This is a genomic window from Pseudarthrobacter equi, from assembly GCF_900105535.1.
GTDB lineage: Bacteria > Actinomycetota > Actinomycetes > Actinomycetales > Micrococcaceae > Arthrobacter > Arthrobacter equi.
Genome location: NZ_LT629779.1, coordinates 1,140,248 through 1,161,810, shown reverse-complemented (window position 1 = coordinate 1,161,810; position 21,563 = coordinate 1,140,248). Strand labels below are relative to the sequence as shown.

Annotated in this window: 18 protein-coding genes and 1 tRNA gene; 13 read left to right on the top strand and 6 right to left on the bottom strand. The window is 66.7% G+C overall.

Annotation, left to right across the window (positions count from 1 at the left end; genetic code table 11):
- Position 1: 1 nt before the first annotated feature.
- Positions 2 to 1,483: an MFS transporter gene (locus BLT71_RS05300; protein WP_091718218.1), complete on the top strand. Its 1,482-nt coding sequence runs from the start codon at positions 2 to 4 to the stop codon at positions 1,481 to 1,483.
- Here BLT71_RS05300 and BLT71_RS05295 read toward each other — a convergent pair.
- On the bottom strand, positions 1,407 to 3,644 hold the full coding sequence (locus BLT71_RS05295; protein WP_231994451.1) for a RecQ family ATP-dependent DNA helicase: 2,238 nt from the start codon (positions 3,642 to 3,644) through the stop codon (positions 1,407 to 1,409). The genes BLT71_RS05300 and BLT71_RS05295 overlap by 77 nt on opposite strands.
- Positions 3,645 to 3,785: 141 nt before the next feature.
- Between BLT71_RS05295 and BLT71_RS05290 the strand changes: the two genes are divergently transcribed.
- The 4 genes from BLT71_RS05290 (at position 3,786) to BLT71_RS05275 (ending at position 7,513) form a co-directional block, all read left to right on the top strand.
- Positions 3,786 to 5,204, top strand: a complete 1,419-nt coding sequence (locus BLT71_RS05290) for a phosphomannomutase/phosphoglucomutase (protein WP_091718216.1) — start codon at positions 3,786 to 3,788, stop codon at positions 5,202 to 5,204.
- Positions 5,205 to 5,207: 3 nt separating this feature from the next.
- Positions 5,208 to 5,696 carry a hypothetical protein gene (locus BLT71_RS05285; protein WP_091718214.1) on the top strand — a complete coding sequence of 163 codons (489 nt, stop codon included), beginning with the start codon at positions 5,208 to 5,210 and terminating at the stop codon, positions 5,694 to 5,696.
- A 15-nt stretch (positions 5,697 to 5,711) separates the two neighbouring features.
- Entirely contained in the window at positions 5,712 to 6,197 is a 486-nt protein-coding gene (locus BLT71_RS05280) for an RrF2 family transcriptional regulator (protein WP_091718212.1), read from the top strand.
- 155 nt (positions 6,198 to 6,352) lie between these two features.
- Positions 6,353 to 7,513 (top strand): globin domain-containing protein, encoded by a 1,161-nt coding sequence (locus BLT71_RS05275; protein WP_091718210.1) that lies wholly within the window; start codon positions 6,353 to 6,355, stop codon positions 7,511 to 7,513.
- A 147-nt stretch (positions 7,514 to 7,660) separates the two neighbouring features.
- On the opposite strand, the gene BLT71_RS05270 is transcribed toward BLT71_RS05275, so the two are convergent.
- Positions 7,661 to 9,487 (bottom strand): phosphoenolpyruvate carboxykinase (GTP), encoded by a 1,827-nt coding sequence (locus BLT71_RS05270; protein WP_091718208.1) that lies wholly within the window; start codon positions 9,485 to 9,487, stop codon positions 7,661 to 7,663.
- Between the two features lie 276 nt (positions 9,488 to 9,763).
- Here BLT71_RS05270 and BLT71_RS05265 point away from each other — a divergent pair.
- The 6 genes from BLT71_RS05265 (at position 9,764) to BLT71_RS05240 (ending at position 16,051) form a co-directional block, all read left to right on the top strand.
- A tRNA-Arg gene (locus tag BLT71_RS05265) sits at positions 9,764 to 9,837 on the top strand.
- Positions 9,838 to 10,111: 274 nt separating this feature from the next.
- The gene (locus BLT71_RS05260; RefSeq protein ID WP_091718206.1) at positions 10,112 to 11,566 is read left to right on the top strand and encodes a dihydrolipoyl dehydrogenase family protein; all 1,455 of its coding nucleotides are present in this window, start codon (positions 10,112 to 10,114) and stop codon (positions 11,564 to 11,566) included.
- A gap of 69 nt (positions 11,567 to 11,635) precedes the next feature.
- A complete protein-coding gene (locus tag BLT71_RS05255; protein ID WP_091718204.1) occupies positions 11,636 to 12,472 on the top strand; it encodes an ABC transporter ATP-binding protein in 837 nt (278 codons plus the stop codon).
- Positions 12,469 to 14,505 carry a YhgE/Pip domain-containing protein gene (locus BLT71_RS05250; protein WP_091718202.1) on the top strand — a complete coding sequence of 679 codons (2,037 nt, stop codon included), beginning with the start codon at positions 12,469 to 12,471 and terminating at the stop codon, positions 14,503 to 14,505. The genes BLT71_RS05255 and BLT71_RS05250 overlap by 4 nt, the downstream gene beginning before the upstream one ends.
- 149 nt (positions 14,506 to 14,654) lie before the next feature.
- Positions 14,655 to 15,386: a TetR/AcrR family transcriptional regulator gene (locus BLT71_RS05245; protein WP_091723827.1), complete on the top strand. Its 732-nt coding sequence runs from the start codon at positions 14,655 to 14,657 to the stop codon at positions 15,384 to 15,386.
- Positions 15,387 to 15,403: 17 nt separating this feature from the next.
- Positions 15,404 to 16,051, top strand: coding sequence for a hypothetical protein (locus BLT71_RS05240; protein WP_231994450.1), 648 nt, complete (start codon positions 15,404 to 15,406; stop codon positions 16,049 to 16,051).
- On the opposite strand, the gene BLT71_RS05235 is transcribed toward BLT71_RS05240, so the two are convergent.
- On the bottom strand, positions 15,952 to 16,926 hold the full coding sequence (locus BLT71_RS05235; RefSeq protein WP_091718198.1) for an EamA family transporter: 975 nt from the start codon (positions 16,924 to 16,926) through the stop codon (positions 15,952 to 15,954). The two genes, BLT71_RS05240 and BLT71_RS05235, sit on opposite strands and share 100 nt — an antisense overlap.
- Before the next feature lie 72 nt (positions 16,927 to 16,998).
- On the opposite strand from BLT71_RS05235, the gene BLT71_RS05230 reads away from it, so the two are divergent.
- Positions 16,999 to 17,913 (top strand): LysR family transcriptional regulator, encoded by a 915-nt coding sequence (locus BLT71_RS05230; protein WP_091723825.1) that lies wholly within the window; start codon positions 16,999 to 17,001, stop codon positions 17,911 to 17,913.
- Here BLT71_RS05230 and BLT71_RS05225 read toward each other — a convergent pair.
- The 3 genes from BLT71_RS05225 to BLT71_RS05215 all read right to left on the bottom strand — a co-directional run bounded on the left by BLT71_RS05225 (position 17,891) and on the right by BLT71_RS05215 (position 20,588).
- Complete coding sequence (locus BLT71_RS05225) at positions 17,891 to 18,418, bottom strand: SixA phosphatase family protein (protein ID WP_015936026.1); 528 nt, start codon at positions 18,416 to 18,418, stop codon at positions 17,891 to 17,893. The genes BLT71_RS05230 and BLT71_RS05225 overlap by 23 nt on opposite strands.
- 249 nt (positions 18,419 to 18,667) lie before the next feature.
- Entirely contained in the window at positions 18,668 to 19,534 is an 867-nt protein-coding gene (locus BLT71_RS05220) for a winged helix-turn-helix domain-containing protein (RefSeq protein ID WP_056076619.1), read from the bottom strand.
- A 568-nt stretch (positions 19,535 to 20,102) separates the two neighbouring features.
- Complete coding sequence (locus BLT71_RS05215) at positions 20,103 to 20,588, bottom strand: hypothetical protein (RefSeq protein ID WP_091718196.1); 486 nt, start codon at positions 20,586 to 20,588, stop codon at positions 20,103 to 20,105.
- A gap of 231 nt (positions 20,589 to 20,819) precedes the next feature.
- Here BLT71_RS05215 and BLT71_RS05210 point away from each other — a divergent pair, with 231 nt between their 5' ends.
- On the top strand, positions 20,820 to 21,560 hold the full coding sequence (locus BLT71_RS05210; protein ID WP_015936024.1) for a response regulator transcription factor: 741 nt from the start codon (positions 20,820 to 20,822) through the stop codon (positions 21,558 to 21,560).
- The last annotated feature ends 3 nt before the right edge of the window (positions 21,561 to 21,563 follow it).

The window sequence follows — 21,563 nt, the reverse complement described above, 5'->3', positions numbered from 1 at the left end:
GATGGCAGTAAGAGATCGGGCCCACGCGCAGGGGGACGCCGCGAAGGCATGGAGCCCGCGGCTGGCCCTCCTGGTGGCAGCAACCTTCTTCATGGAGTTCCTCGACGGGACCATCCTCACCACTGCCATCCCCAATATCTCAGCCGACTTCAGTGTTCCCGCGGCAGACGTCAACATCACCATGACGGCCTACCTGCTCACCGTCGCCATCGGTATTCCCATCAGCGGCTGGCTGGCCGAACGCTTTGGGGCGCGAAGGATCTTCTGCCTGGCCGTTGCCATCTTCACCGTTGCTTCACTGGCCTGTGCCCTCAGCCAGGACCTCACCACACTGACGCTGAGCCGCGTCGCCCAGGGTGCCGGGGGCGCCATGATGGTTCCGGTGGGCACGCTGGTGGTGCTGCGCGGCACGCCTAAATCGGAGCTTTTACGGGCCACGGCGTTCCTCGTCTGGCCCGGCCTGCTGGCGCCGGTCCTCGCACCCCTGGTGGGCGGTGCACTCACCACGTACCTGTCCTGGCACTGGATCTTCCTGATCAACCTCCCGCTGGGGCTGGCGGCCTTCCTTGCGGCCCTGCGCCTGGTCCCAACGTCTGCTGGCGATAAAGGCCGGCGGCTGGACTGGCCCGGGCTGTTCCTCACCACGCTGGGTGTCGGCGCCCTGGTGGTTGGCCTTGAACTGGCAAGCTCCCACCCGGACGGCCCCTGGGCGGGCATCAGTGCAGCAGCAGGTGCAGCCTCCCTGCTCGCGGCCGTGCTCTGGATGCGCCGTGCCAGCAACCCCCTGTTCAACCTGGACGTGTTCCGGACCCGCACGTTCCGCGCGATGGCCACCGGCGGATTCGTTTACCGGCTGACCATCAGCTCGGTTCCCTTCCTGCTGCCCCTGATGTTCCAGGCCGGTTTCGGGTGGACCCCCATCCACGCAGGCATCATGGTGGCCGCCGTCTTCATCGGCAACATCGGTATCAAACCGGCCACCACTCCCCTGATCCGCCGCTTCGGGTTCAAGGCCATGCTGGTGTTCGCGTCCCTCGCGTCAGCAGCCACTTTTGCGCTGTGCGCGCTGCTGACCCCGGAGACTCCGCAGGTGCTGACGTTTGCCCTGCTGGTCTGCAGCGGGGCGTTCCGCTCCATCGGGTTCTCGTCCTACGCGTCGGTGCAGTACGCCGATATCGTCCCCGCGCAGTTGACGTCGGCCAACACCGTTTCGGCAACGCTGGTGCAGCTCGCCACGGGTGCCGGGATCGCAGTAGCTGCCTTGCTGATCCGCATCTTCGACGGACTTGGCTCATTTCCCCAGGATGACGCAGGTCCGTACCGCGGAGCCTTTCTGGCCATGGCAGTCCTGATGCTGGCCAGCACCGTGGACAGTGTCCTGCTCCCGCGGCATGCGGGAGCAGCGGTCAGCCGGCCTGCGCCAGAACCAGCGGAAGCACAGCCCCGGCCCCGGCCTGCCGAAGGGCGCGCCCCGCGACCGTAAGGGTCCACCGGCTGTCCGCCAGGTCGTCGATCAGCATCACGCTCTGCCCCTGGATGGAACCCAACGCCGCTTCGAGCTCGGGGCCAACCACCACCCGGTCCCAGACCCCGGCCAACCGGTAGGCGCTGTTGCCGCCGCGGCTTCCTGTGGGGCCGCCGTGGGCCAACTGCAGGGCGCCGAGATAGGGGATGCGGCCAATGTCCGAAATCCCGCGGGCGAGGGATTCCACCAGCTGCGGTTTGCTGCGCGACGGCATGCTCACGATCGCCGCAGGCCGGCCTCCACCGCTCCAGCCCGCCGTCCGGGAGTCACCTGTTCCCCACTCCCGCAGGACCTGGACGCAGGCCTGCAGCATGGCAGGGTCCACCGGACGGTCTTCCGCGCCGGCGGCGAAGATGGTCCGCAGGGCACCGCCCCAGCCAAGGTCGGTCAGCCTGGCCAGGACGCGGCCCTCTGACAGCGCCTCCGGCGGCTTGATCTTTCCCTTGACCGGAACGCCCAGCCGGTCCATCCCGCTGGGCCACTGCAGCCGCGGCTCAAGGACGCCGCCGGCCCTGCTGAGCGTCTGCCCGGCCGCGTTCGTGGCATCAGCTGCGACGTCGGCGGGGAACCACTGCCCGGCGCAGTTGTCGCACCGGCCACAGGCGTGGGCGGTCTCATCATCAAGGACGGACGTGATGTATTCCATCCGGCACCCGGCAGTGTCCTGGTAGATGATCATGGAGTCCTGTTCATCCACCCGGGCCTCGGCAATGCGCTGGTACCGCTCCGCGTCATAGACCCACGGCCGCCCGGTGGAACGCCAGCCACCGCCTACCCTTTCCACGGCCCCATCCACCGAGAGGACCTTGAGCAGCAACTCAAGCGGGGTCCGGCGCAGGTCCACCCGTGCCTCCAGCGCCACGGTGGACACGGCACTTCCCGCGTCGGCGAGCGCCGTCAGGACAGCGGCAGCTTTCTCCTCCGACGGCATGGACGCGGTGGCGAAGTACTGCCAGATGTCGCGGTCCTCGGAGCCCGGCAAGAGCAGGACATCGGCGTTGGCGGCTCCACGCCCTGCACGGCCCACCTGCTGGTAGTAGGCAACCGGCGACGACGGCGCCCCGAGGTGGACCACGAACCCGAGGTCCGGCTTGTCGAAGCCCATGCCCAGAGCGGACGTGGCCACCAGGGCCTTGACCTGGTTGTCCTTGAGCAGCTGCTCGGCGCGCTCCCGGTCTGCGGGGTCGGTGCGGCCGGTGTAGGACAGCACTTCGTGGCCCGCCTCCGCCAGGAGCCGGGCGGTGTCCTCGGCGGCGGAAACGGTCAGGGTGTAGATGATGCCGCTGCCGGGCAGGTCCGACAGGTGGGTCAGCAGCCACCCGAGGCGCTGGCGGGCGTCAGGGAGCGCCAGGACGCCGAGCCGCAGCGAATCGCGGCCGAGGGCCCCGCGGATGGTCAGGACGCCGGCACCCAGTTGCTCTTCGATGTCGTGGACCACGCGGGAGTTGGCGGTGGCCGTGGTGGCCAGAACCGGCACCGAGTCCGGCAACTGCTCGATGAGGTCTGCGATCCGGCGGTAATCAGGACGGAAGTCGTGGCCCCAGTCCGAGATGCAGTGCGCTTCATCGATGACCAGCAGTCCGGTGCGCCGGATCAGTTCCGGCAGCTGGTTTTCCCGGAAAGAGGGGTTGGTCAAACGTTCCGGCGAGACCAGGAGAACGTCAACCTGGTCCGCCGCAAGCTGTTCGCGGACGGTGTCCCACTCCAGCTGGTTTGCCGAGTTGATGGCGACGGCCCGGACACCGGCCCTGGCGGCAGCGGCCACCTGGTCACGCATGAGCGCCAGCAACGGCGACACGATCAGGGTGGGGCCGGCCCCGCGGCGGCGCAGCAGGAGGGACGCCACGAAGTAGACAGCCGACTTGCCCCACCCGGTGCGCTGGACCACCAAAGCCCGCCGGCCGCCGTCGACCAATGCCTCAATGGCCTCGTACTGGCCGTCGTGGAAATCTGCCCCCGGGTTTCCCACCAGCTCACGCAGCACAGCCAGCGCCTGGCTGTGGGTGCCGGTGCCGGAACCGCCCGGAGGGGACGGCTGCGCAAAGGAAGCGGCAGCCCCAAAATCAGCGTCAGAATCAGTATCGGTCTGGGAAAGGGTGGCGTTCCGGTTTTCAACCATTGATTCAGTATCCCAGCCGCCCCTGACAACCGGCTTACGCCCAACAGTTATGTGGAAAGGCCCACAGATCCCTTCCGTCACAATCGCCAGCCCCGTCTCCCCCTCCACAGGCACCGCACGGGTCCACGTAAGATAAAGCCCGTGACTAGCGAACAGACAACGACTTTTGACCTTTCGGCATCCTTCAAGGCCTACGACGTCCGTGGCATTGTGGGCGAATCGATCACCGCCGAAATCGTCGAAGCCGTGGGGGCCGCTTTCGTGGACGTCCTGCAGCTCGAAGGCCAGACCATCCTGGTGGGCGGCGACATGCGCCCCTCCTCGCCCGAGTTCAGCAAAGCCTTCGCCGACGGTGCTGCCACCCGCGGCGCCAACGTGGAACTGCTGGACCTGATTTCCACTGATGAGCTCTACTTCGCCTGCGGCCTCCTCAACCGGGCCGGGGCCACCTTCACCGCAAGCCACAACCCCGCCGGCTACAACGGCATCAAGATGTCCAAGGCCGGCGCTGTCCCCATCTCCTCCGAAACCGGCCTGAAGGACGTCCAGTCCCTGGCCGAGCACTACCTCAGCACGGGGACCATCCCGGCAGCCGGCCAGCGCGGCCAGATCGGTGTGCGCGACGTCCTGAAGGAGTACTCCGAGTACCTCCGCAAGCTGGTGGACCTCTCGGGATCCCGCCGCCTGAAGGTTGTGGTGGACGCCGGAAACGGCATGGCCGGGCTGACCACGCCCGCCGTTCTGGGTGACGCCCTGCTGCCCAAGCTGCCGTTCGACATCATCCCGCTGTACTTCGAACTGGACGGTTCCTTCCCGAACCACCCCGCCAACCCGCTGGAACCGGAAAACCTCCGGGACCTGCAGGCCGCTGTCATCGAACACGGCGCGGACATCGGGCTGGCCTTCGACGGCGACGCCGACCGCTGCTTCGTGGTGGACGAGAAGGGCGAGCCCGTCTCGCCGTCGGCCGTTACCGGCATGGTCGCCCGGCGCGAAATTGCCCGTGCGAAGGCCCAGGGCGAAGCCACCCCCACGATCATCCACAACCTCCTCACCTCCCGCGCGGTGGCCGAGCTGGTGGAGCACGACGGCGGTCGGGCCGTCCGTACGCGCGTGGGCCACTCCTTCATCAAGGCAGTCATGGCCGAGGAAGGCGCGGTGTTCGGCGGCGAGCACTCGGCACACTTCTACTTCCGCGACTTCTGGAACGCGGACACCGGCATGCTGGCGGCCATGCACGTCCTGGCCGCGCTGGGTGAGCAGGACGGCCCGCTGTCCGAGCTCGGCCGCGAGTACGAGCCCTACGTCAGCTCCGGGGAGATCAACTCCGAGGTGGAGGATAAGCCGGCCGCCGTCGAGCGCGTGCGTGCAGACTTCGCCGGCGAGGACATCACCATCGACACCCTTGACGGCAGCACCTTCACGGCCAACGACGGCAGCTACTGGTTCAACCTGCGCCCGTCCAACACAGAACCTTTCCTGCGGCTCAACGCCGAAGCGACAGACCGGGCCACGATGGAACGGGTCCGGGACCGGGTCCTGGCCCTCGTGCGGGCCTAACCCGTGGCCGACCATACCGGGCCCGCCACGGCGGGGCAGGAAAGCTGGCGGGAGTCTGTCCCCGAAGCCACGGCGACCGACCTTGAAAACCTCCTCGGAACCGGCGTCAGCGCCGCCCAGGAGCAGCTTCAGCGCGCCGGCGGCTTCCTCCCGTTCGCCCTCACGGTGCAGAACGACGGCGAGGTGCGGCTGGTGGCCGTCTCCCCGGCGGATGCCGAGGACGGAAGCGGCGCCGAGTTCGACGCTGACGCCATGATCAGCGACCTGAACGCGCTGTTGCGGCAGAACCGGGACGATTACCGCGCCGCTGCCCTGGTGTGCGACATCCTGCTGGTGGAGGAGGACTCCGACGCCATCCACGTTGCCGCCGAGCACCGGGACGGCTCGGTTTTCGCCGCCGTGCTTCCCTACGCGGCCAACGCTGCAACCCAAACCTGGGAGTTCGGCCAGCTGGAGGCCGACACCAACGAGCCCGCCATCTGGGTGGACTAGACCAGGCGCCGCGCCATGAAAATCAACGCGTTTGCCGACGTCAGCCTGCGGGCACTGATGGTGCTGGCGGCCGTTCCGGGCGGCCAGCTCCTGACCACGCAGAACATCGCGGACTCCGTGGGGACGCCGTACAACCACGTCAGCAAGGCCATGGCCAGGCTCCGCACCATGGGGCTGATCGACGTGGAGCGGGGCCGCACCGGTGGTTCCCGGCTGAGCAGTGCCGGCAGGACGGCCACCGTGGGACAGATCCTGCGCGAGCTCGATACCCGCACGGACCCGGCCGACTGCATGGCCGCCACGGGCAATTGCCCCTTGATCAATGAATGCAAGCTGCGCGCAGCCCTGGCCCGGGCACGCGAGGCGTTCTACCGTGAGCTTGATCCGGTAGTCATTGCCGATCTTCCGGGGTCCCGCCAAATGGCGCCGGTTTTCGAGATGATTGGCCTCCGCCCGGGACTGCTGGGACCGCTCCGTCCCAGCGTGCAGCCGGGGCCGTAGCTGGCCTCAACCACCCCTTACAGCCGGGAGCTTTCTCCCAGTTTGATTTCAAACTTCTACGAGGTGTAGAACTGAGGCAGAAATACTCGCATTTCAAATGCAAGCATTTTGTAAAGGCCGGACAAAGGCCCCGGTCCCAACCTCAGGAGTCCGCAATGCTCTCGGATAAATCCCGCCCCGTCATCGAAGCCACACTGCCGCTGGTGGGGTCACGGATCGGCGACATTACGCCCAAGTTCTACGCCCGCCTGTTCGCCGCACACCCGGAACTCCTCGACGGCCTCTTCAGCCGCTCCAACCAGCGCAACGGCAGCCAGCAGCAGGCCCTTGCCGGAAGCATCGCCGCTTTCGCCACCCACCTGGTCAACAACCCGGGCACCCTGCCGGAAACCGTCCTGTCCCGCATTGCCCACCGCCACGCTTCCCTCGGCATCACCGAACCGCAGTACAAGGTGGTCTACGAGCACCTGTTCGCAGCGATCGCCGAAGACCTGGCCGAGGTCATCACCCCGGAGATCGCAGAAGCCTGGACCGAGGTCTATTGGCTCATGGCAGACGCGCTTATCAAGCTGGAAAAAGGCCTGTACGCGGCCCAGGCCAACGGCAGGATGTGGGCGCCGTGGCGCGTGGCCGCAAAGACGCCGGCCGGCGTCGGATCCATGACGTTCACCCTGGAACCAGCCGACGACACCCCCATCACCGAAGCACTTCCGGGCCAGTACGTCAGCGTCAAGGTCCAGCTTCCGGACGGCCTGCGCCAGGTGCGCCAGTACTCCCTCTCGGGCGAAGCCGGCACCAGCCGCAGCTTCACCACCAAGAAGGACGACGGCGGTGAGGTTTCCCCCGTCCTGCACAACAATGTCCAGGTGGGCGACATTCTCGATATCTCGAACCCCTACGGCGAAATCACGCTCAAGGAAGGCGACGGCCCGGTGGTCCTGGCCTCCGCCGGCATCGGCTGCACCCCCACGGCCTCCATCCTGCGCTCGCTCGCCGAAACCGGCTCCGACCGCCAGGTCCTCGTGCTGCACGCAGAGAGCACCCTGGACAGCTGGGCCCTGCGCGGCCAGATGACGGACGACGTCGAGCGCCTGCAAGGTGCCGAGCTGCAGCTGTGGCTGGAGCAGCCGGTGGACGGTGCGAAGGAAGGATTCATGTCCTTGCGCGAGGTGGACCTTCCCGCCGATGCGTCCCTCTACCTGTGCGGTCCGCTGCCTTTCATGAAGAACATCCGCAACGAGGCCATCAACGCCGGCATCCCGGCAACCCGCATCCACTACGAAGTCTTCGGCCCGGACATCTGGCAGGCCAGCTGAGACACGTCGGTTGTCCCCACCGGCCCCTGCGCCAGCCCAAAAGGGCCGTCGCGGGCAGTCGATGGGTAAGTTTTAAAGGGAACGACGGCGGCCCCGCACCTTTTTCGCAAAAGGTGCGGGGCCGCCGTCGTACTCAGCGAAGAACTCCTAGGCCAGGCGGGACTTCAGGCCGCTCAGCTCGGACTGCAGCGCCTGCGGCAGCGAGCCGCCAAAGTTGTCGAACCATTCCTCAATGGAGGCCAGCTCGGTGGCCCATTCTGCGGGGTCGACCTTGACGGCTTCCTCCACCTGGGCGGGAGTCATGTCCAGGCCTTCGAGGTCAATGGCCTCGCCGGTGGGTACAAATCCGATGGGTGTTTCGACGGCGTCGGCCTTGCCCTCGAGGCGCTCGATGGCCCACTTGAGGACACGGGCGTTGTCGCCGAACCCGGGCCAGGCGAAGCCGCCTTCGGAGTTCCGGCGGAACCAGTTGACCAGGAAGATCTTGGGCAGCCGTTCCGGGTTGGCCTTGGCGGACAGGTTGACCCAGTGGTTCAGGTAGTCGCCTGCGTCGTAGCCGATGAAGGGCAGCATGGCCATCGGGTCGCGGCGGACCACGCCCACCGCACCGGCTGCAGCTGCAGTGGTTTCGGAGGACAGTGTGGAGCCCATGAAGATGCCGTTGGACCAACTGCGGGCCTCGGTCACCAGCGGGATGGTGGTCTTGCGGCGGCCGCCGAACAGGATGGCGGACAGCTCCACGCCCTCGGGGCTGTTGTATTCCTCGGCGAGCATGTCGATCTGGTCGATCGGAGTGCAGAAGCGGGAGTTCGGGTGCGCAGCGGGCTTGTCCGAGTCGGGCGTCCAGGAGTTGCCCTGCCAGTCGGTGAGGTGCGCAGGGGTTTCCTCGGTCATACCCTCCCACCACACGCCGCCGTCGTCGGTCATCGCAACGTTGGTGAAGATGCTGTTGCCCTTGGCGATGGCGCGCATGGCGTTGGGGTTGGTGCCCCAGCCGGTACCGGGGGCCACACCGAACAGGCCGGCTTCGGGGTTAACGGCGCGGAGCTCGCCTTCCTTGCCGAAACGCATCCAGGTGATGTCGTCGCCGAGGGTCTCCACCTTCCAGCCGCTGATGGTGGGATCAAGCAGCGCAAGGTTGGTCTTGCCGCAGGCGGACGGGAAGGCGGCGGAGACGTAGTACGTCTTCTGCTCGGGCGAGGTGAGCTTGAGGATGAGCATGTGCTCGGCCAGCCAGCCCTCGTCGCGGGCCATGACGGAAGCGATGCGAAGGGCGTAGCACTTCTTGCCGAGCAGGGCGTTGCCGCCGTAACCGGAGCCGAACGACCAGATGGAGCGCTCTTCCGGGAAGTGGACAATCCACTTGTCCGGGTTGCACGGCCAGGGCACGTCGGCCTGGCCCTGCTCCAGCGGCGCACCCAGGGAGTGCAGGGCCGGAACGAAGAAGGCGTTGGTCTCGGTGATGCGGTTCAGGACATCGGTGCCGATGCGGGCCATGATGCGCATCGAGGCCACAACGTAAGCGCTGTCGGTGATTTCGACGCCGAACTTGGGGTCCTCCGCGTCAAGGTGGCCCATGACGAAGGGGATGACGTACATGGTGCGGCCGCGCATGGAGCCAGCGAAGAGGCCGCGCAGCTTCTCCTTCATCTCCGTAGGAGCCATCCAGTTGTTGGTGAAGCCGGCGTCGCGCTTGTTCTCGGAGCAGATGAAGGTCTGCTCCTCGACCCGGGCGACGTCGGCCGGATCGGAGAAGGCTGCGAAGGAGTTGGGGAACAGGTCCTGGTTGAGCCTGGTCAGCGTGCCGGCGGCAACGAGTTCATCGGTGAGGCGCGTGTTCTCCTCTTCGGACCCGTCAACCCAGTAGATGCGGTCCGGCTGCGTCAGCTCAGCAACTTCTTCGACCCATGCCAGCAGTCCGGCATGTGTGGTGGGTGCTTCGTCAAGCAGCGGCTTCTGTGCCAGATCGCCCATTGTGGTTCCCTTCCTCGGGTTCATCGGTGTGTCCTAAATGCTATGGTCCGGACCAGTTCCGGTTTTCGGCAGTTTGCTTGCTACAACTTTGCTCAAAATGCGGATTCCGCGAGATTTCAAGGAATATTTGTGGAAAAGTCTACGATTAAGTGAGGAAGGTCACCTAGACCGGTCTAGTAGCGCAGATAACAGGGCTCTCGATTTGGCACTCCGTCGAGACTCGCGTAAAGTAATTCGAGTTCCAAGGAGAGCGGTTCTTCTCCGGGAACACGAGATGCGCCCATAGCTCAGCTGGATAGAGCGTCTGTCTACGGAACAGAAGGTCAGGGGTTCGAATCCCTTTGGGCGCACAAATGAGGTCCGCACCGGTTCGCCGGTGCGGACCTTCTGCTTTAAGTCTCGGTTTTCCAGGCTATCCACGCCCGCGGCAACGCCGCCAATCCCGGCCTAATTCGCGAGTCAGAACCTTCAAGGCCCAGATACGCGAACAAGGCCAGGATCCCCGAAGACTGCTCGGGGGCCGGCCACGACCTTGCGGACCAGCAAACTTCGCCACACGATGCGGCTACGAAGGCACCAGCCAACCTGCAAGCCCTGTCCCGCGGCCCGGCGTAGGCTGTCCCCATGATTCCTGAGCCTGCTGGGCGCGAGTATGACGTAGTAATAATCGGTGCCGGAGCTGCCGGCGAAAACGTGGCGGACCGTGTGGTCAAGGGCGGGCTCACCGCCGTACTCGTTGAGGCCGAACTGGTGGGCGGTGAATGCTCATACTGGGCCTGCATGCCGTCAAAGGCCCTGCTCCGGCCGGGCACCGCACTGCATGGGGCGCAGACGACACCCGGCGCCAAGGAAGCCGTCACCCGGACCCTGGATGCCAAAGCCATCCTGTCCCGGAGGAACTACTTCACGTCCAACTGGCAGGACGACGGACAAGTGGAATGGGTCAAGGATTCCGGCATCGAGCTGATCCGCGGCCATGCCTTCCTCACGGTGCCCAGGACTGTTGAGGTGGCAGGGCTGGACGGAACAGACCACCGGCTCGAGGCCAGGCACGCCGTGGTCCTGGCCACCGGATCGGTTCCCACCCAGCCGCCCATTGACGGGCTGGCGGACGTTCAGGTCTGGAGTAATCGGGAAGCCACCTCGGCCAGCGAGGTGCCGGCCCGGCTGGCAGTGCTGGGCGGCGGCGTGGCAGGAACCGAACTGGCCCAGGCCTTTGCCCGGCTGGGCTCCGCAGTAACGCTCATTGCGCGCAGCGGCCTGCTGGGAAGCTTCCCGGAAGAAGCCGCCGGGCTTGTTGCCGCCGGCCTGCGGGCTGACGGCGTGGACCTTCGCCTCCACACGTCCACGCAGCGGATCGGAATGGACGACGACGGGGCGTTCAGTATCGAGCTCGGCGACGGTTCCAGCATCACGGCAGATAAGGTCCTGGTCTCCACGGGCCGGCACCCCGCCCTTGAGGGACTTGGCCTGGAAAGCGTCGGTTTCGGCGCGGACGCGGACGGGCGGCTGCTCCTTGAAACGGACAACACCGGACTGGTGCAGGCCGCCCAGGGTGACGGCGGCTGGCTGTATGCAGTGGGCGATGCCGCGGGCAAGAACCTCTATACGCACCAGGGCAAATACGAGGCCCGCGCCACCGGGGACGCCATTGCAGCCCGCGCCAAGGGAGAACTGGATGGACGTCCGGCGGACTGGAGCCGCTTCGCCCAGACCGCCAACGATCACGCCGTCCCCGGGGTGGTCTTCACCGATCCGGAACTCGCAACGGTGGGCCGAAGTCTCCAGCGTGCCCGCAAGGACGGCTACAACGTCTCGTCAGTGGAGCTCCCCATCCAGGTTGCGGGGTCCTCCCTGCACTCCGAGAACTACGAGGGCTGGGCTCAGCTGGTCATCGACGAGGACCGGAAAGTCCTCCTGGGCGCCACTTTCGCCGGGCCGGACGTGGCCGAGCTCCTGCACGCGGCGACCATCGCCGTCGTGGGTGAAGTTCCGCTCCACCGGCTGTGGCATGCGGTCCCCGCCTACCCCACCATCAGCGAGGTGTGGCTGCGCCTGCTGGAGAAGTATGGGCTGTAGGACCATTATTTGAACTGACCGGTCAGTTTGGTTAGTCTTGGAGCAGACACTTTCTGTGAAAGGCCCCTCTTGCTCTCAGCACGCCAGCTTTCCGTCAAAGGCCGCCGCGATCCCCTGCTCCCTCCCACCACGCTTTCCGTGGAGCGGGGACAGCTCCTGCTGGTGGCCGGTGACCGCCAGGACCAGCGCACGGCCCTTGCCCTTGCCCTTAGCGGGCGGATGAAATCCACCGGCGGCTCTGTCGCCTGGGACGGGCAACAGCGCACCCGGCAGCTGCGGCTGGCCAGCGCCCTGGTGGACTCCCCCGGCGTGAACGAGCCGGAGGAACACCTGAGCGTGCGCGACCTCGTGACGGAGGACCTTGCCCTGGTGCCGCGCCGCTACCGGGGTGCGCTGCTCAGCGGCCCGTGGCTCAAAGTGAACCGCTTCGAGGACATCGCAGGCCTCTGGACCGAACAGCTGGACCCCGCCCGGCGGCTGGAGCTGCTGACCGCCCTGGCTCTGGCCAACCCGCACACCGACCTCCTCGTGGTGGACTCTCCGGACAGGCACAGCGCGGACAACGCCGCTTGGCTGCCCCGACTGCTGGAATTGGCGTCCGACGCCGGAAGGCCGCTCGCGGTCGTCGCCACCGTGCGCGCCCTCCCGCCGTCGTGGGACGGCCCGTCCGCCGTGGCGGGCAACGATGCCGTGGCAAACGTGCCCGTGACGGAAACTGGTGAGCCGATCGATGGCGGGCAGGCTGCCCGCCACGAAGCTGCGTCCCGCGACGACGCGCTGCCGGAGCATCCGGACGAAGACGAAGCCCTCAACGTGGATACCCGCGGCCATGAAAGCCGGGCCACCCCCGCACACACCGGGCAGCCTGTCCGGACCGATGAACTCGAAACCGAGGTTGCCAAGTGACAGTCATCCGGCTGGCCCGCTCCGAACTCAAGCGCATGACCGGCGGGCTGTTGCCCAAGCTGACCATCCTGGCGCTGACCATGGTCCCCCTCCTGTACGGGGCCGTCTACCTGTACGCCAACTGGAACCCCTACGGCCACCTGAACAACCTCGATGCCGCACTGGTGGTGGAGGATACGGGGGCCGGCAGCAGCGACGGTACCCGCCTGGAGGCCGGGGCGAAGGTGGCGGACAGCCTGGTGGAGGGCAACGTTTTCCACTGGATCCCGGTGGAAAGCTCCGCGGCAGCGGATGAGGGCGTCAGCAGCGGCCAGTATGCCTTTGCACTGAAGATCCCCAAGGACTTCTCCGCCAACCTGGCGTCCCCGGGCAGCTTCGATTCCGCGAGCCAGGCGATGCTCAACGTCACCACCAACGATGCGAACAACTACCTCCTCAGCACCATCGTGGACAAGCTGACCACTGCGGTTCACACCACGGTGGCCACCGAGGTGGGTGAGGAAACCGCGAACCAGCTGCTCACCGGCTTCGGAACCATCCACACCCAAATGGTGAAAGCAGCCGACGGCGCGGGGCAGCTGGCGGACGGCGTTGCCTCCCTCCGCGACGGTACCGTGACGCTGCACCAGGGAACCACGGATCTGAGCAGCGGAGCCTCCCAGCTCCAGGCGGGGCAGCTGAAGCTCCGGGACGGGGCCAACCAGCTCACCGACGGCGCCGGCCAGCTGAGCAGCGGGCTGTCGGTGTTGAAGGACAAGACGGGATCGCTCCCCACCGACTCGCAGACGCTTGCGTCCGGCGCCGCGCAGGTTGCCGCCGGGAACGCCCAGCTCAACACCAAGGTCCAGGATGTGGCAACGCAGCTGGAGGCGGCGGACCAGGGCCTGCGGGCACGGGTGGTGGAGTCGAACAGCAGGCTGGTGGCTTCTGGCGTCCTGACGCAGGAGCAGGCCAACGCCATCCTTGCCGACTTCGATGCCGCGGCCACGTCCAGCCCGGTGGCTGCTGCCAAGGCGAAGCTGCAGTCGGACGCTGCCCAGATCCAGCAGCTCGCCGACGGCTCCGAGGCCGTGAGCGTGGGCGCCGCGCAGCTGGCCGCCGCCACGCCCGCCCTGAAGGATGCCATCCGGCAGGCCTCCAGCGGCGCCGACCAGCTCCATACCGGTGCCGCCACGCTGGCCACCGGCGAACAGGCAGCACTGGACGGTACCTCCAGCCTGGCCGCGGGGGCCCAGAAGCTCGATTCCGGCGCTGCCCAGCTGGCCGACGGTGCCGGCACGGCCGCGGACGGTTCACGCACGCTGGCCGACGAGATCGGCAAGGGTGCGGGGCAGGTTCCCAACCCCGACGACGCCCAGAAGGACAACCTGTCCAGGGTCATGGCGGATCCTGTGGCGGTCAGCAACGTTTCGCAGGCCAAGGCCAACTCCTACGGCGCCGGGCTGGCACCGTTCTTCCTCACGCTGGCCCTGTGGATTGGCATTTTCATGCTGGTGCAGGCCATGCGCCCCATCACCCAGCGGGCGCTGGCCTCCAACGCCCCGTCCTGGAAGATCGCCCTGGGCGGCTGGCTCCCCTTCCTGGCTGTGTCCGTTGTGCAGGCATCCCTGCTGACCCTGGTGGTGAACCTCGCCCTGGGCCTGAACCCCGCGCACCCGGTGATGATGTGGCTATTCATGCTGGCGGCGGCCATGGCGTTCAGCGCCCTGATCCAGGGGATCGTTGCGCTGCTGGGCTCCCCCGGCAAGCTGGTGGTGCTCATCCTGCTGGTGCTCCAGCTCGTGTCCTCGGGAGGCACCTTCCCCTGGCAAACCACACCGCAGCCCCTGCATGTGGTGCACGAGATCCTTCCCATGGGGTACGTGGTGACCGGAATGAGGCACCTGATCTACGGGGCGGACCTGTCCATGATCCTGCCCACCGTGGCCGGGCTCCTGGGCTACACCCTGCTGGGTACCGTGATGTCCACGCTGGCGGTACGCAAGAACAAGTACTGGACCCTGAAGACGCTCAAGCCGGAGATTGCCGTATGAGCAAGGACCCGGAGGATACGGGCGCCGCCTTGGCAGACGAGGCAGCGACAGACCGGGCCGCGGGAGACCGGGCCTTGGCAGATGGGGCAGCGGCAGACCGGGCCTTGGTAGACGGGGCAGCGGCACAGGTGGTCCTGGCAACGGCGGAAATGGGCACCCACCCGTTGGACGTTGCGAAGGCGCGGCGGCCGGCCCGGACCACGGCCACCCGGCAGAAGCTGTTCGACGCCTCCATGGCACTGATCGGCGAGCGCGGGGCCGCAAACGTGACGGTGGACGAAATCGCCGCCGCCGCAGGGGTTTCGAAAGGTACGGTCTACTACAACTTCGGCAGCAAGTCTGAGCTGATCGCCCAGCTGTTGAGGCATGGTGTGGACATCCTGAAGGCCAGGCTGCTGGGAGCGGCCGACGCCGGGAACCCCCGTTCCGGGCGCCCGGGCAAGGGCAATAAGACCGGCGCCGAAGCCGGGCGTTCCACTGGTTTGGGAGGGGATCCTTCCGTTTCGGACGGCGACCCCCTGGTGGCCATGGAGGCGATGATCGGGCAGGCCATGGATTTCATGGCCGAGTACCCGTCCTTCGCCCGGCTGTGGGTGAGCGAGAACTGGCGCATCCCCAGCGAGTGGCAGGGCACCTTCGCGGTACTTCGCGGGGAGCTGCTGGAGGTGGTGGGGCAGGCCGTGGACAACGTGGCGAAAGCCTACCCGGTGGACGAGTCCGTACCCCGCGGGAGCCTTGAAACGGCCATCTTCGGTGCCTGCTTCGTGGTGGGCCTGGACCGGCAGACCTACAACCCCGAACGCACCCGTGACCAAAGCGTTGCGGCAATCATGGCCATCATGCGCGGCTACGTCCTGAAGGATGCGCACCCTCGGGGATGATGGAGCACATGCGTCACATGGGCAACAGTGGAAAGTTTGCGGTCATTTGCGGCATCGTCGCGGCCGGGCTGCTGGTCCTGACCGGAATGACGCTCGCTGAACCGGTGTTCCTCGCGTTCCTCGGCGTCCTGGCGCTGGCCTACGTGGCCGCCGTCGCGGAGCTGCTGGTCCGGCGTCGACACCTGGCCCTCCTGGCAACGGGAGCGGGTACCAGCATCACTATCGCGTGCTCGCTCGCATTCCTGAGCACCTGGGAGCTGGCGTTCGACGGCGAGTCATCCTTCATCGGCACCCCGCTGCCCACGAACGATCCAGACAACTACTTCATGGTGGCCGCTGCCGCCGCTGCGGGGACCCTCGCGGTCCTCTTCCTGGGCGCCGCGTGGCCGTCCCGCCGTCGTGCTGGCACCGGGCGCAAGCCTGCGACGGCAGGACGCAGGCCGGTGGCTGCCGGACGGCCCGCCGGCCGGGGATCTGCACCGAACCCCGCGCAGCGTTCGGGCGTGCAGAGGCCCGGCGCGCAGGGTTCGGGCGTGCAGAGGTCAGGATCGCAGCGTTCGGCGGCTCAGCGCGCCCCGGGGACCCGGCCGCCGGCCAGGTTGCCGTCCACGCCTGCCCGCCGCCCGTCGCCGAAATCCGGCAACGGCTCAACCACTGGCCGCTGAGGCGGCCTGCGCCTGAAGGTCACCACCGCCGTCGCCACACCTGCAAGGAGCAGCAGCCCGCCCGCAATTTCCGTTGGCGTGGGAATTTCCGCGAGGACCAGCCAGGCCGTGGCCATTCCCACCACCGGGACCAGCAGGGTGAAGGGAACAACGGCCGACGACGGGTGGCTGGCCAGCAGCCGGTTCCAGATTCCGTAGCCCACCAGTGAGGCGAACACGGCCGTGTACAGCGCGCTCAGCAGCGTGGGCGCCTGCAGGTGCCCGAGCGTCCCCAGCACCGCGCCGGGGCCGTCCACCAGCAGCGACAGGGCGAACAGGGGCAGCGGCACTACAGCGCCGGACCACACCACCAGGCCCAGCCCCGAGGCCGCCCGCGCCTTCCGGGCAATGACGTTCCCGGCGGCCCAGGACAGTGCGGCCGCGAGGACGATGAGGAAGGGCAGCAGGGGTGCCACGGCGCTGCGGCCCACGGCAACGACGGCCAGCCCCGCTACGCCCAGGACCACCCCGGCAAGCTGGCGGGGTCCCGGCCGTTCACCAAGGAAGACGGCGGCCAGCAGGACCGTCAGGAGCACCTGCGCCTGCAGCACCAGCGAAGCGAGCCCTGCCGGCATTCCCAGCGCCATGGCCAGGTAAAGGAGTCCAAACTGCCCGGCACTCATGAAGAGGCCGACGCCGATGATCGCCTTCCAGCTGACGTCCGGCTTGCGGATGAAAAAGATCCACGGGACCACTACCAGGACGAAGCGCATCGCCACGAACAGGAGCGGCGGGACGTTACGGTCCCCCGGGTGCAGCCCGATGTCGATGGCCACAAAATTCAGGCCCCACAGGATGGCTACGAGGACGGCGAGGAGAGAGTTACGGAGGTTCACCTCCTCAGGGTGGCAGAACACCCAATGAAGCACCAGCGTTTATTTGCACTGCCAATCATGTACCTTTGCTTCATGATTGACATCGGCTCACTTCGGGCCCTGGCCGCGATCGAACAGTACCGTTCCGTCATTGCAGCCTCCGAAGCCATGGGGTTCAGCCCCTCGGCCGTCTCCCAGCAGGTTAAGAAGCTGGAGAAGGAAGCCGGCTTTGCCGTGCTGGAACGCCGGGGACGGGGCGTGCTGCTCACTGAACGCGGCGTGGCGCTCGCTGCATACGGGCGGCGCATCCTGGCCGAACTCGAAGAACTCCAGTCAACCCTGCTGGCGGATCCGGCCAAGCCCAGCGGGCAGTTGCGGGTGGTGGCGTTCTCTACTGCGTGCCGCGGCCTGGTGGGGCCGTTGCTGGGCAAGCTCGCCGCCACCGAAAGCGACCTGGACGTCAGCGTGCTCGCCGAAGACCCACGCGAGGCCGTGGCCCGCGTGGCCAACGGCGAGGCGGACCTGGGCCTGGTGCACAACTGGAACTCCGTGCCCCTCGTGATCCCGGAGCATCTGTCCCTGGAGTGGCTGTCCGAGGACATAGCCGACGTCCTGGTTCACAGCAGCCATCCGCTGGCACGGCGCTCCGGCGTCACGCCGGCGGACCTGGTGGATGAGCAGTGGATCAGCACCCCGCACGGGGCCATCTGCAACGAAGCACTGCTGAGGATCTTCGCCGATCTTGGCCGGGTTCCCGACATCAAGGTCTACGACCCCGATTTCGCCACCCACGTTGCCCTCGTGGAGCAGGCCGCCGTGGTGGCCCTGGTTCCGCGGCTGGGCCGTCCCGCGTTGCCTGAAGGGGTGATTGCGGTACCCGTCACGGACCCGGTCCAGGCGCGGCAGGTGGGCATTGTCCACCGCAGGACCATGACGGCCAGCCCCGGCATCCGTTACGTGTCGGAACTGCTGCGCGAGATCGCTGCTAGTGGGCCCGGGGAACCTTGAACCTGGTGATGCGGGCGTCCTGACCGTCCAGCTCGGCCCACGACTTTTCGGTTTCCAGGACCGTCAGCGCGCTGGTGGGATAGCGGGTGGCGGCGTCCATGTAGGCGTCGTGGTCAGAGTCGCGGGAGGCCAGGTGCATCGCCAAATCCTGGACGCCCGGCAGGTGCGAGATCAGCATCAGGGTGGTCACGGTGTCCGGAACGTGGTTGACAACGGCGAGCATACGCAGGGCCGAGGCGGCATACAGCCCGTCCTCGAGCTTGGGCGTAGGGGCCTTGTCCCCCAGCTCCGAGCACACCCAGGTGCAGGTCTGGCGGGTACGCAGGGCACTCGAGCACAGGATGAAGTCAGGGACGATGTTGTGCTTGAGCAGCCACTTCCCGGCCAGCGGCGCTTCCCGGTGGCCTCGCTCCTCGAGGGGCCGCTCATGGTCGGCCACCCCGCCGGGCCAGTCGGCCTTGGAGTGCCGCATGATCACAAGCCGGCGAAGATGGTGCTCACTCATGGGCCAAGCCTATCGCCAGCAACAGCAAGCAAAGGCAGGAGGGGCAGCCGAAGAAGCGTCACGCCAAGCACGCTTTTAGGACCAGGCAGGAAGGGAATCAGCGGAATACCGGGCGCCAGCAGGAACAAAGAGCCGCTAAACCGTGCCCCCAGTGACGCGCGCCCCGCCAGCCGCGTAGGCAAGTGCCTTGAGGACCCGGATACGCCAAGCGGCTTTCTGCGTAGTGCCGCCTTAGGGCGGAGGCAGAACCTAGATCGAGTATTCCGGAGCGGCCCAGACGACGACCTCGGGGTGCTCGTAGAACCGGTAGCCCTGTCCGCGGACCGTGCGGACGGTGTTGGCCAGGCGGCCGAGCTTGGAGCGCAGGCGGCGGATGTGGACGTCGATGGTGCGCTCGTTGGGGACCTCTTCGGCGTTGCGCCACAGGCCTTCGAGCAGTTCGTCGCGGCCCACGGTGCGGGTGCCGTTTTCCACCAGGTAGTTCAGGAGTTCGAACTCCTTGAAGGTCAGGTTGAGGGATTCGCCGTCGAGGTGGACTTCGCGGCGGGCGAGGTCGATCAGGACGCCGGAGGGGCGGGGCTCCTGCGGCTGCTGGGGCCGGGGTGCCTCGGTGCGCTGCCGGGCGTTGACGGTGGGGTCGCCGAAGGTGGAACGGACGACGTCGAGCGCGGAACCGGGGGTGCCGGCGGGGGCAACCGCCACGGCGGCGTAGCTTTCGGCGCCGGTCACAAGGGACTGGGCGTAGGCGCGGATTTCCTGGGCAAGCTTGGCAATGGAGGTGCCGGCAGCTGCAGCGGTTTCCTCATCAATACCCATGTAGAGAACAAACCCGCGGGCCACGTTCTCATTCGGAACCGGCCGGACGGCGTTGGGCCCGGCCACCACGGGGGTGGGGGCGGTGATGGGCGCCGCGGTCTCCGTGGGCTGCACGGCGCGGAGCTGGCCGTAAGAGTTGGGGTTGTAGCCCTGGGGTGCGTAGCCCTGAGCCGGGAAGCTGTTTCCTGACGTCGGAGCAAGCGAGGGGCGGGGGCCGAAACCGGGGCGGAGGCCCGACGGCTGCCCTGCCTTGGCGGCGTTACGGACGGAGATGTGGACGTATCCGGATGCAACTGACATGGAATGCTTACCTCAATGTGAATGGCCGCCATAGCGGCACTCGAATGCTGGGTTTCCCCGCACTGCGAATGGGGAGGGGCGCCCGACGCTGGGCTGGGGGCGAATGCCTAAGAACTTCGAAGGGTGTAGAAGGTCAGGCGTGCATTCGACAACAGCGCATGTCGGCAGCAGCTGATGTGCTGGGCCAATATTCTGCGGCTGCAGGTGCTGTTGAGTTCTTGTTCACATTGGAAGTGTGCAGCGTAACAATGGCAACTTGCAAGTAACAATGGGCAGAATCGTCCGCATCGTGAGACGAATCGGCGAAATGTGCGACAGATCACGATTCTGGGAACGTCAAATAATAACGTCCGTTATCCGAAGATGGACCTCCGAACCGTCGTCCTACTGAACTATCTTCGATGGATGCGATCTTTATCGAATCAGGCCGAATTTCAATCGCTTGACATAGAATCCACCCACCGGAGGGTCCTCACTGTCCAATTCCTTGCCGGCTGCTAGCGGTCTTTTCGGCTCCCGACTACCTGAACGAGGCCACCGCGGCGGCGTCTCACATGGCGCCGGCCGGTCAGTTAGTGGTTGTCCCCGCACCCGGAGCTGCTGCCGTACCGGACGCCGTAGCAAGCAGTATGGTCTGGGCCGTGTAGGTGTCCGAGGACTTGAGCGCGGTAACGCGGACGGTTGATCCAGAAGTGACTTCCGAGATGTCCAGGGTGCCGCCCGTACTGCCGCTGCCCCGTTGCCGCATGCCCTCTGATACCTGCACATCCGCTCCGACGGCGTAGGTGCGCGGGAACCCGTCCTCGCTCTTGACGGTCAGTGAGTCCGACGAAACGTCCGTGACGGTGCCCGTCTGGGACGCCATGGTCACGTAGGAGGAACCCTGCAGGATCACATATTCGGCCGAAGGTGCCTGCGGGCTGTCGGGATTGCCGGCAAAGACTTCCCACTGGCTTTGCGGGCCTCCCTGCCCCTCGGCCGCGGTGCCGGCCTGATGCGGCTGTCCGCCCTGGGCCGGTTCGTCCGGGACGGCGCGGTTGTTCTGCCGGTCCATAGATTGCTCCTCGGGAAGGGAACATGGCGGTCGCCTCTGCTGATGTTCCATCAGCGTCAGCCGCGTTCCTGAGTCCGGGCTGTGCGGCGGGGCATTCCTGACTGAGACATGCTGCCCGTGGCGCCGACCCTGCCACACCCGCTGCGACGCCCAGCTGGCTAGGCTGGGATTCACAGCTGGGGCACAGGAAGCCCAAAGCCCGCCTATATCCAAGGATCGGAGACTTGTCCCATGGCCACCTCGCACTCCATGACCAACAACCTCCCCAAGCTCTCCCACCCGGACGGCTCCCCCATCCGCGCCCTGGTGGTGGATGACGAACCCAGCCTTTCAGAACTGATGAGCATGGGCCTGCGGATGGCGGGGTGGTCCGTGGCAGTGGCAGCGGACGGGCCCGAGGCGGTGAAGCTGGCCAAGGACTTCCGCCCTGACGTCCTGGTGCTGGACGTCATGCTTCCGGGGTTCGACGGCGTGGAGCTGCTGGGCAGGATCCGCGCCTTCGCGCCGGAGGTGCCAGCCCTCTTCCTTACCGCGAAGGACGCAGTCCAGGACCGCATCGTCGGCCTGGCCGCCGGCGGCGACGACTATGTCACCAAACCGTTCAGCATGGAGGAAGTCATCCTCCGCCTGCACCGGCTGGTCCAGCGTTCAGGCGTCGCCGCCATGGACACTGCCGAACTGGTGGTTGGCGACCTGGTGCTCAACGTCGACACCCGGGAAGTCACCCGCGCCGGGGATGACGTGCAGCTGACGGCCACCCAGTTCGAACTGCTCCGCTACCTCATGGAAAACCCCAAGCGGGTCATCAGCAAGGCACAGATCCTTGACAGGGTGTGGGACTACGACTTCGGCGGCCAGGCCAACATCGTCGAGCTCTACATCTCCTACCTGCGCAAGAAGATCGACGCCGTCCATCCGCCCATGATCCACACCGTCCGCGGGGCCGGTTACGTCATCAAGCCGGCGGACTAGCTC

Bases quoted from the DNA above. Each gene is read 5' to 3' on its own strand.
- BLT71_RS05300 (WP_091718218.1), top strand. From the start codon at position 2: ATGGCAGTAAGAGATCGGGCCCACGCGCAGGGGGACGCCGCGAAGGCA.
- BLT71_RS05295 (WP_231994451.1), bottom strand. From the start codon at position 3,644: ATGGTTGAAAACCGGAACGCCACCCTTTCCCAGACCGATACTGATTCT.
- BLT71_RS05280 (WP_091718212.1), top strand. From the start codon at position 5,712: ATGAAAATCAACGCGTTTGCCGACGTCAGCCTGCGGGCACTGATGGTG.
- BLT71_RS05275 (WP_091718210.1), top strand. From the start codon at position 6,353: ATGCTCTCGGATAAATCCCGCCCCGTCATCGAAGCCACACTGCCGCTG.
- BLT71_RS05270 (WP_091718208.1), bottom strand. From the start codon at position 9,487: ATGGGCGATCTGGCACAGAAGCCGCTGCTTGACGAAGCACCCACCACA.
- BLT71_RS05260 (WP_091718206.1), top strand. From the start codon at position 10,112: ATGATTCCTGAGCCTGCTGGGCGCGAGTATGACGTAGTAATAATCGGT.
- BLT71_RS05245 (WP_091723827.1), top strand. From the start codon at position 14,655: ATGGGCACCCACCCGTTGGACGTTGCGAAGGCGCGGCGGCCGGCCCGG.
- BLT71_RS05240 (WP_231994450.1), top strand. From the start codon at position 15,404: ATGGGCAACAGTGGAAAGTTTGCGGTCATTTGCGGCATCGTCGCGGCC.
- BLT71_RS05230 (WP_091723825.1), top strand. From the start codon at position 16,999: ATGATTGACATCGGCTCACTTCGGGCCCTGGCCGCGATCGAACAGTAC.
- BLT71_RS05225 (WP_015936026.1), bottom strand. From the start codon at position 18,418: ATGAGTGAGCACCATCTTCGCCGGCTTGTGATCATGCGGCACTCCAAG.
- BLT71_RS05220 (WP_056076619.1), bottom strand. From the start codon at position 19,534: ATGTCAGTTGCATCCGGATACGTCCACATCTCCGTCCGTAACGCCGCC.
- BLT71_RS05215 (WP_091718196.1), bottom strand. From the start codon at position 20,588: ATGGACCGGCAGAACAACCGCGCCGTCCCGGACGAACCGGCCCAGGGC.
- BLT71_RS05210 (WP_015936024.1), top strand. From the start codon at position 20,820: ATGGCCACCTCGCACTCCATGACCAACAACCTCCCCAAGCTCTCCCAC.